This window comes from Minwuia sp. IMCC3009 (genome assembly GCF_029909415.1).
In the GTDB taxonomy this organism is placed as follows: domain Bacteria; phylum Pseudomonadota; class Alphaproteobacteria; order Minwuiales; family Minwuiaceae; genus Minwuia.
Map to the genome: position 1 here is coordinate 4,184,813 of NZ_CP123781.1, position 7,688 is coordinate 4,192,500.

The 7,688-nt window shown below is 65.0% G+C and carries 7 protein-coding genes (1 of these 7 cut by a window edge); 3 read left to right on the forward strand and 4 right to left on the reverse strand.

Translation table 11 applies throughout. From position 1 onward, the window contains the following. Positions 1-17 precede the first annotated feature (17 nt). The 3 genes from QGV55_RS19550 to QGV55_RS19560 are packed head-to-tail and all read left to right on the forward strand — an operon-like array spanning position 18 to position 2,851. Complete coding sequence (locus tag QGV55_RS19550; protein ID WP_281018957.1) at positions 18-899, forward strand: F0F1 ATP synthase subunit gamma; 882 nt, start codon at positions 18-20, stop codon at positions 897-899. Between the two features lie 54 nt (positions 900-953). Continuing rightward, complete coding sequence (gene atpD, locus QGV55_RS19555; RefSeq protein ID WP_281018956.1) at positions 954-2,378, forward strand: F0F1 ATP synthase subunit beta; 1,425 nt, start codon at positions 954-956, stop codon at positions 2,376-2,378. A gap of 50 nt (positions 2,379-2,428) precedes the next feature. Next, positions 2,429-2,851 (forward strand): F0F1 ATP synthase subunit epsilon, encoded by a 423-nt coding sequence (locus QGV55_RS19560; RefSeq protein WP_281018955.1) that lies wholly within the window; start codon positions 2,429-2,431, stop codon positions 2,849-2,851. A 358-nt stretch (positions 2,852-3,209) separates the two neighbouring features. Here QGV55_RS19560 and QGV55_RS19565 read toward each other — a convergent pair whose 3' ends face one another. From QGV55_RS19565 to QGV55_RS19580, 4 genes are all read right to left on the reverse strand, one after another. Next, positions 3,210-4,796: a lysine--tRNA ligase gene (locus QGV55_RS19565; protein ID WP_281018954.1), complete on the reverse strand. Its 1,587-nt coding sequence runs from the start codon at positions 4,794-4,796 to the stop codon at positions 3,210-3,212. 218 nt (positions 4,797-5,014) lie between these two features. Then, the gene (tenA, locus tag QGV55_RS19570) at positions 5,015-5,677 is read right to left on the reverse strand and encodes a thiaminase II (RefSeq protein ID WP_281018953.1); all 663 of its coding nucleotides are present in this window, start codon (positions 5,675-5,677) and stop codon (positions 5,015-5,017) included. Then, positions 5,674-6,486: a phytanoyl-CoA dioxygenase family protein gene (locus QGV55_RS19575; protein ID WP_281018952.1), complete on the reverse strand. Its 813-nt coding sequence runs from the start codon at positions 6,484-6,486 to the stop codon at positions 5,674-5,676. Before QGV55_RS19575 ends, tenA begins: the two co-directional genes overlap by 4 nt. A 59-nt stretch (positions 6,487-6,545) precedes the next feature. After that, positions 6,546-7,688, reverse strand: the 3' portion of a protein-coding gene (locus QGV55_RS19580) for a peptidoglycan DD-metalloendopeptidase family protein (protein WP_281018951.1). It continues 315 nt past the right edge of the window; 1,143 of the gene's 1,458 nt are visible here — the last part of the coding sequence; the start codon falls outside the window, past its right edge; its stop codon occupies positions 6,546-6,548.

A 7,688-nucleotide genomic window follows, 5' to 3' on the forward strand; every position in this document is an offset into this window, starting at 1 on the left:
GTCGGAGAAGATAGCCAATGGCAAATCTCAAAGCCCTGCGTGGCCGGATCTCTTCGGTCAAGTCGACGCAGAAGATCACCAAGGCCATGAACATGGTCGCCGCGGCGAAGCTGCGCCGCGCGCAGGACGCCGTTGAGGCGTCCAGGCCATATGCAGTGCGGATGGAGCGTGTCATCGGCACGCTGGCGTCCGGCATGGCGGGCCGTGACGATGCGCCTGCGCTGCTGGCCGGCACGGGCAGTGACCAGAAGCATCTGATCATTGTCGCGACCGCCGAACGCGGCCTATGTGGTGGTTTCAACACCAACATCGTCAAGGCGGCACGGGCGAAGATCGCCGAGCTGCAGCAGGCCGGCAAGGACGTCCAGATCCTCTGCGTCGGACGCAAGGGGCGCGATGCGCTGCGTCGCCAGCATGGCAGCCTGATCATCGAGACGATCGAGTTTGCCGGTGTGCGCAGCCTGGGCTTCGAACATGCCCAGCCCGTCGCGCAGAAGGTGCTGGCCATGTACGAGGATGGCGCCTTTGACGTCTGCCACCTCGCCTATTCCAGGTTCGAATCCGTTCTGGCCCAGGTGCCGACGGTGGCGCAGCTGATCCCGGCCCAGGTCGCGGCAGATGTCGAGGAGCCTGATCTGGACGGCGCGGTCTATACCTACGAGCCGGACGAGGAAGACATCCTGCGCGCGCTGCTGCCACGCAACGTCGCGGTGCAGATCTTCAAGGCATTGCTGGAAAACAGCGCCTCCGAACAGGGTGCGCGGATGACGGCGATGGACAATGCAACCCGCAATGCGGGGGACATGATCGACAAGCTGACGCTGATCTACAACAGGCAGCGCCAGGCGGCGATCACCACGGAACTGATCGAGATCATCTCGGGTGCGGAAGCGCTCTAGGCGAGACGCAACGAATCAAGGACTTTCCCTTCGGGAAATCGGGAGCGGAAAAAAATGGCTACCAATGTTGTCGGCAAGGTGACCCAGGTTATCGGCGCTGTCGTGGACGTACAGTTCGGCGAGCATCTGCCCGCGATCCTGAACGCCCTGCATACGGAACTGAATGGCAAGCGCCTGGTGCTGGAGGTTGCCCAGCATCTGGGTGAGCGTACCGTCCGCACCATCGCGATGGACGCGACCGAGGGCATGGTGCGTGGCCAGGAAGTCACGGACACGGGCTCCGCGATCCAGGTGCCTGTCGGACCGGAGACGCTGGGCCGCATCATCAATGTCGTCGGTGAGCCCATCGACGAACGCGGTGAGGTCAACACCAAGCAGACCGCGCCGATCCATGCGGAGGCGCCGAGCTTCGCTGACCAGGCGACGGAAACCGAAGTGCTGGTCACGGGCATCAAGGTCGTCGACCTGCTGGCTCCCTACTCCAAGGGCGGCAAGGTCGGCCTGTTCGGCGGTGCCGGCGTGGGCAAGACCGTGCTGATCATGGAACTGATCAACAACGTCGCGAAGGGCCACGGCGGCTATTCGGTCTTCGCCGGTGTGGGCGAGCGCACCCGTGAGGGTAACGACCTCTATCACGAGATGATCGAGTCCGGCGTTATCGACCTGGAAGGCGGCAACTCCAAGGCGGCACTGGTGTACGGCCAGATGAACGAGCCGCCGGGCGCGCGTTCGCGGGTTGCCCTGACCGGCCTGACGCTGGCGGAATATTTCCGTGACCAGGAAGGCCAGGACGTGCTGTTCTTCGTGGACAACATCTTCCGTTTCACCCAGGCCGGTTCGGAAGTGTCCGCGCTGCTGGGCCGCATTCCGTCCGCCGTGGGTTATCAGCCGACGCTGGCCACCGACATGGGCGGGCTGCAGGAACGCATCACCTCGACCAACAAGGGCTCGATCACGTCCGTGCAGGCCATTTACGTGCCTGCCGACGATCTGACCGACCCGGCGCCTGCCACCTCCTTCGCCCATCTGGACGCCACCACGGTGCTGTCGCGCCAGATTGCGGAACTGGGCATCTACCCGGCGGTGGATCCGCTCGACTCGACCTCGCGCATTCTCGACCCGCGCGTTGTGGGTGACGAGCATTACGAGACCGCCCGCCAGGTGCAGGAAGTGCTGCAGCGCTACAAGGCACTGCAGGACATCATCGCCATTCTGGGCATGGACGAACTGTCGGAAGAGGACAAGCTGTCCGTCGCCCGCGCTCGCAAGATCCAGCGGTTCCTGTCGCAGCCGTTCCACGTCGCGGAAGTCTTCACCGGCTCCCCGGGTGTGTTCGTGCAGCTTGAGGAAACCATTCGCGGCTTCAGCGAGATCCTGGCCGGCAAGCACGATGACCTGCCCGAGAATGCCTTCTACATGGTGGGCACGATCGACGAAGCCATCGAGAAGGCGAAGAAGCTGGCAGCGGAAGCGGCCTGACCGGACGTTTTCCGAGCCGCGTAGAAGATTAGCAAACGGGAGCCACAGCCTTGGCCGACAGAATCCAGTTCGAACTGGTATCGCCCGCGCGATTGCTGACCTCCATGGAGGTCGACATGATCGTGGTGCCGGGGACGGAAGGCGATTTCGCCGTCCTGCCCGGTCACATGCCGGTGGTCTCCACCCTGCGCCCCGGCGCGGTGGACGTCTATGTCGACAATACGGACAAGCCCTCGGAACGCTTCTTCGTCGCCGGTGGTTTTGCCGAGGTCGCGCTGGACACCTTCACGGTGCTGGCCGAGACGGCGATCCCGATGGCCGATCTGGACCGCAGTCACCTGGAGCAGGAAATCGCCGACACGCGTGAGGACATCGAGGATGCCCGCTCCGACGAGGACCGCCAGGCCTCCGAGGAACGCCTCAGCCAGCTCGAAGACATGCTGAACAGCCTCGCGGAGTTCACCAAAGTCTGATCCGGCGACAGCACTGATCGAATATCGGGGGCGCGGCAGCACAAACTGCCGCGCCCCTTGTTTTTTGGCCGTGTGCCATTGGAACTCACCCCCTCACCCCACAGACGTCGTACCCGGGCTTGACCCGGGTACCCAGCGTGTCGCTCCGGGGTCGGCTCATAGCCACAGTCCGGGGATCGTGCAGGCTGGTTCGATGCCTTGCCGAGACCTGGGCTCGCGGATCAAGCCCGCGAGCGGCGTGGTGGGGGGAGAGTTCGACCGGACAAACCACCCTACAGAGGCCTTGCCCGGGCTTGACCCGGGCATCCAGCCTTCCGCGTTCGAGAGGGATACAGCAGCCCGTCGGGACGTGCTGCCGCTACCGCCCCTGGGCCGTCTCGCGGGCCAGGGCGTCCTCGATCAGGGTGATGCTTTCGGGCAGGCCATAGAGGGCGACGAAACTGCCGAAGCGGGGACCCTGGCTCTGGCCGAACAGGACCTCGTAGAGGGTGCCGAACCAGTCGCGCAGGTTCTCGAAACCGTGGTCCTTGCCGACCGTATAGACCAGATTCTGGATCTCGGTCGCATCGCTCTCGGCCGGCAGGTCACGGAACCGGTTGGCCAGGTCCTGCAGCGCCGCGCGTTCCTGCGCTGTCGGATCGCGGAACTGCTTCTCCGGCTTCACGAAGTCGCGGAAGTAGTTCAGGGCATAGCCGACAAGGCTGTCCAGCATCGGGTTGGTTTCCGGCGTGGCATCGGGGGCGTAGCGGGTGATGAAGCCCCAGAGCACCGCCTTGTCCTCCGTATTGCAGACGCTGGCCAGATTCAGCAGCATGCCGAAGCCCACCGGCGCGGCGTCACTCGGTGGCTTGCCCTCGTGAATGTGCCAGACCGGGTTCTGGATCTGCTTCGCCGGATCCTCTTCGGGGAACTTCGCCTTGTGGGTCAGATAGTCGTCGACGGTCTTCGGGATGACATCGAAGTGCAGCCGCTTGGCCCGGCGCGGCTGCTGGAACATGAACAGCGACAGGCTCTCCGGGCTGGCGTAGGTCAGCCATTCGTCAATGGTCAGGCCATTGCCGGTGGTCTTGGAGATCTTCTTGCCTTCCTCGTCCAGGAACAGCTCGTAATTGAAGCCCTCCGGCGGGGTGCCGCCCAGGATGCGGCAGATGCGGCCTGACAGGCGCACGGAGTCGATCAGGTCCTTGCCCGCCATCTCGTAGTCCACGCCCAGCGCGCGCCAGCGCATGGCCCAGTCGGCCTTCCACTGCATCTTCACCTGGCCGCCGGTGACGCCGGTCTCCACCATCTTTCCGTCGGCGCGCTCATAGACGATGGTGCCGCGCTCCGGATGCACTTCCCGGATCGGTACCATCAGCACCTGGCGCGTGTCCGGGTCGATGGGCAGGAAGGGGCTGTAGGTCGCCCGCCGCTCCGGCCCCAGTGTCGGCAGGATGACGTTCACGATCTCCTCGTGATGCTGCAGGAACAGCGTCGCCACCTCGTCGAATTCACCGGCGCGATAGCAGTCGGTGGCGGACCGGAACTCGTAGTCGAACCCGAAGGCATCCAGGAAGGCCCGCAGCCGCGCATTGTTGTGATGACCGAAGCTCTCGTGCGTGCCGAAAGGGTCCGGAACCTCGGTCAGCGGCTTGCCGATGTGCTGTTCCATCATCTCCCGGTTCGGCACATTGCCCGGCACCTTGCGCAGCCCGTCCATGTCGTCGGAAAAGGCAATCAGCCGGGTCGGCACGTCCGACAGGCAGGAGAAGGCATGGCGCACCATGGTGGTGCGCGCCACCTCCCCGAAGGTGCCGATGTGCGGCAGGCCGGAGGGGCCGTATCCGGTCTCGAACAGGATATGGCCCTTGTCGTTGGCGCGGTTCTCGTAGCGCTGCAGCAGTTTCCGCGCTTCCTGGAACGGCCAGGCGTTGGATTCTTCCGCGAGTTCTCTGAGCGACGACATGGTGATGGCCTTGTTGCACGTAGGATCGGTTGGAACGTGGGGATTACAGCGCCATGACAGGCTTGTCACGCGTGCGAATGTCACGTGTGGTCGGGTTGTCTGTGGACCGTGCCTGCCCTCTCCCCCTCCCGACACCCCATGAAGATGATCCCGTGGGGGGGGCGGGAGGGGGAGAGGGCAGGCACGGTCAGCGGATGAATCCCCCCGCGCCAGCGCGCTCAGACCGCGCGCAGGCCCATGGACCAGAAGTCCGCTTCCAGCCGGGTGGCGGTGGCGAACAGCTGCGCCAGTTTCGGATAGCGCGCCTCTGTCAGCCGCTCCCTGCCCAGCCTGTCCAGGTGGGCGGCGGCACCGGTTATGACACCGGCATAGTCGTCGCCGGAATACATCTCGATCCAGCTCAGATAGGGGTTGTCCGCCCGTTTCGTTGCCGGGTCGGCGGCCAGTCGCGCCCCGATCTCGCCATAGCCGATGACACAGGGGGACAGGGCGACATGCAGGTCCAGGATGTCGCCGGCCATCCCGGCCTCCAGCACGAAGCGGGTATAGGCGGTGCATTCGGGGGCCTCGGCGGCCTGCTCCATCTCGTGCTCCGCGATGCCGTACCCGGCGCAATAGCCGATGTGGAGCTGCATCTCCGTGTTCAGGATGCCGTTCATGGTCTCCGCCGCGGCGCGCATGTCGGCCAGGCTGCCGGACTTGTAGACGGCAAGTGCATAGGCACGCGCGAACTGGATCAGGAACAGGTAGTCCTGCACCAGATAGTGCCGGAATGCCGCCTGGGGCAGGCTGCCGTCCGCCATTCCGGCGACGAAGGGGTGATGGGTATAGGCCTGCCAGTCCGCCGCCGTGTCCGCCTTCAGCCGTTCGAACAGGCTCATGCGGGGATGGTCTGCTGCTCGGGCGGCCAGACCACGGGGAAGGTCGGGCAATCCATCGGGTCGCCGGGTTCCAGCCCCACGTCGGGAAAGGGCGGTGACATCTGGCCCTTGCGGCGGGCGAAACGGGCATCGTCGCCGGTCCAGCGGAAGGCCACGGCGCGGCGGCGATGCTGTCCGCGATTGCCGGGTGCGCCATGCAGGGTGCGGGCGTGGAAGGCGATGGCGTCCCCCGGCTCCACCGCGAAGCTGAGAATGCGATAGTCTTCCGGATGGGCATCGATGTCCGGCACGGACGGGCCGTCATGATCCTCGTAATCGCGCTGGTTCAGGAAATAGCGCGGGCGATAGTGGACGCCTGAAAGGTGCGAACCGGCGACGAAGGTCATGGTCACGTCTGCCGGTACCGGGTCCAGCGCCACCCAGGTCGATCCCACCTGGTCGCCGTCAACGGTCCAGTACGGCTGGTCATGATGCCAGGGGGTGGCGGTCTGGGTGCCCGGGTCCTTCACCAGCACATGCTCGTGGAACAGGTTCACCTTCCTGCTGCCGAACAGGGCCGCGACCTTCTCCGCGATGCCGCTCTCCCGCACGAAGGCGCGATAGCCGTCGATCCGGTCCCAGTTGCAGTAGTCACCGAAGTAGAAGCCGTCCGCTCCCTCCGGCGTGTAGACCTTGCCGAACGGTCCGGGGCTGGCGATGTTCTGCTCCACCGCCTCGCGCAGCCGTGCCAGCCAGTGCGCGTCGGCGGCCCCCTTCAGCACCACCACGCCGTCGCGCCGGAACGCCTCGATGGTTTCAGTGTCCAGCATGGCTGTGGTTCCCTTCATCAGCGGTTCGTCACGGGAATGCGGTGTCCGGCGGCGGGTTGCTACTTGGTAGCGACCGTTTCCCCGACCGGCAGTTCCCGCGCGGCGATCTCGTCCAGCCAGGGCAGGGTGGCTGCCCTGGTGTCCATCTCCTCCCGGTAGGCCAGGAAGGCTTTCAGGTTGGCGCCCGCCAGCTTGATGCCGGTGGGCAGCTTGATCGACAGCGGGTTCACCTGCTGCCCGTTCTTGAGCACTTCATAATGCAGATGCGGACCGGTGGAGCGCCCGCTGGTCCCGACGTAGCCGATGATCTGGCCCTGCGTGACGCGGCTGTTCTTCTTCAGCCCGCGGCGATAGCCGCGCATGTGCGCGTAGGCGGTGGAATATTCACCATTGTGGCGGATGCGGATGTAGCGGCCGTAGCTGCCCTTGGTCCCGATGTAGTCGATGACACCGTCACCGGCGGCCTTGATCGGCGTACCGCGCGGGGCGGCGAAGTCGGTACCCTTGTGCATCCGGGTATAGCCGAGAATCGGATGCTTGCGCTTGCCGAAGCCCGATGACAGCCGGGCCCCGTCGATCGGCGTCCGCATCAGAGTCTTGCGCACGCTCTGGCCCTTGGCGTTGAAGTAGTCGGCGCGCGGCTCACCCTTCGGATGGAAGTGGTAGTAGGTGAGGGGCTTGCCGGAGAGAGTCAGCGAGGCAGCGAGCACCTGACCTGTCTTGGCGACGTTGCCGTTCTCGTCAACGAAACGCTCATAGACCAGTTCGAACGAATCGCCGGTCCTGATCTCGCGCTGGAAATCGACGTCGAAGCTGAAGATGCGAATGAGCTCGATCAGCACCTCATGTTCCAGGCCGGCCCGGTCTGCGGCAAGGAACAGCGAATCCTCGATCACGCCGCGACCGCGGACCAGTTCCTGCTCGAACTCCCGCAGGTCCTCCCGGCCGTCAAAGGCAGCCTTGGCCGCTTCCTCGCTGTCCAGCCCCTCGATGTCGCGATGCGCGATGACGGTGCGCTCGACATTCTCCTGAATGCGCACCTCCGCCAGCAGGTCGTTGTTGCCGTCGAACAGGATGGTCAGATGCTGCCCGGGCCGCAGGCGCCGGAGGTCGGTCAGCTTGGCCAGGGCGCGGGAGGCATTGTGCGCACTGACATTGTCGGCGCCGGCCTTGGCCAGCGCGGAGGCGAGCGTGTCACCACT

Bases quoted from the DNA above. Each gene is read 5' to 3' on its own strand.
- QGV55_RS19550 (WP_281018957.1), top strand. From the start codon at position 18: ATGGCAAATCTCAAAGCCCTGCGTGGCCGGATCTCTTCGGTCAAGTCG.
- atpD (WP_281018956.1), top strand. From the start codon at position 954: ATGGCTACCAATGTTGTCGGCAAGGTGACCCAGGTTATCGGCGCTGTC.
- QGV55_RS19565 (WP_281018954.1), bottom strand. From the start codon at position 4,796: ATGTCGTCGCTCAGAGAACTCGCGGAAGAATCCAACGCCTGGCCGTTC.
- tenA (WP_281018953.1), bottom strand. From the start codon at position 5,677: ATGAGCCTGTTCGAACGGCTGAAGGCGGACACGGCGGCGGACTGGCAG.
- QGV55_RS19575 (WP_281018952.1), bottom strand. From the start codon at position 6,486: ATGCTGGACACTGAAACCATCGAGGCGTTCCGGCGCGACGGCGTGGTG.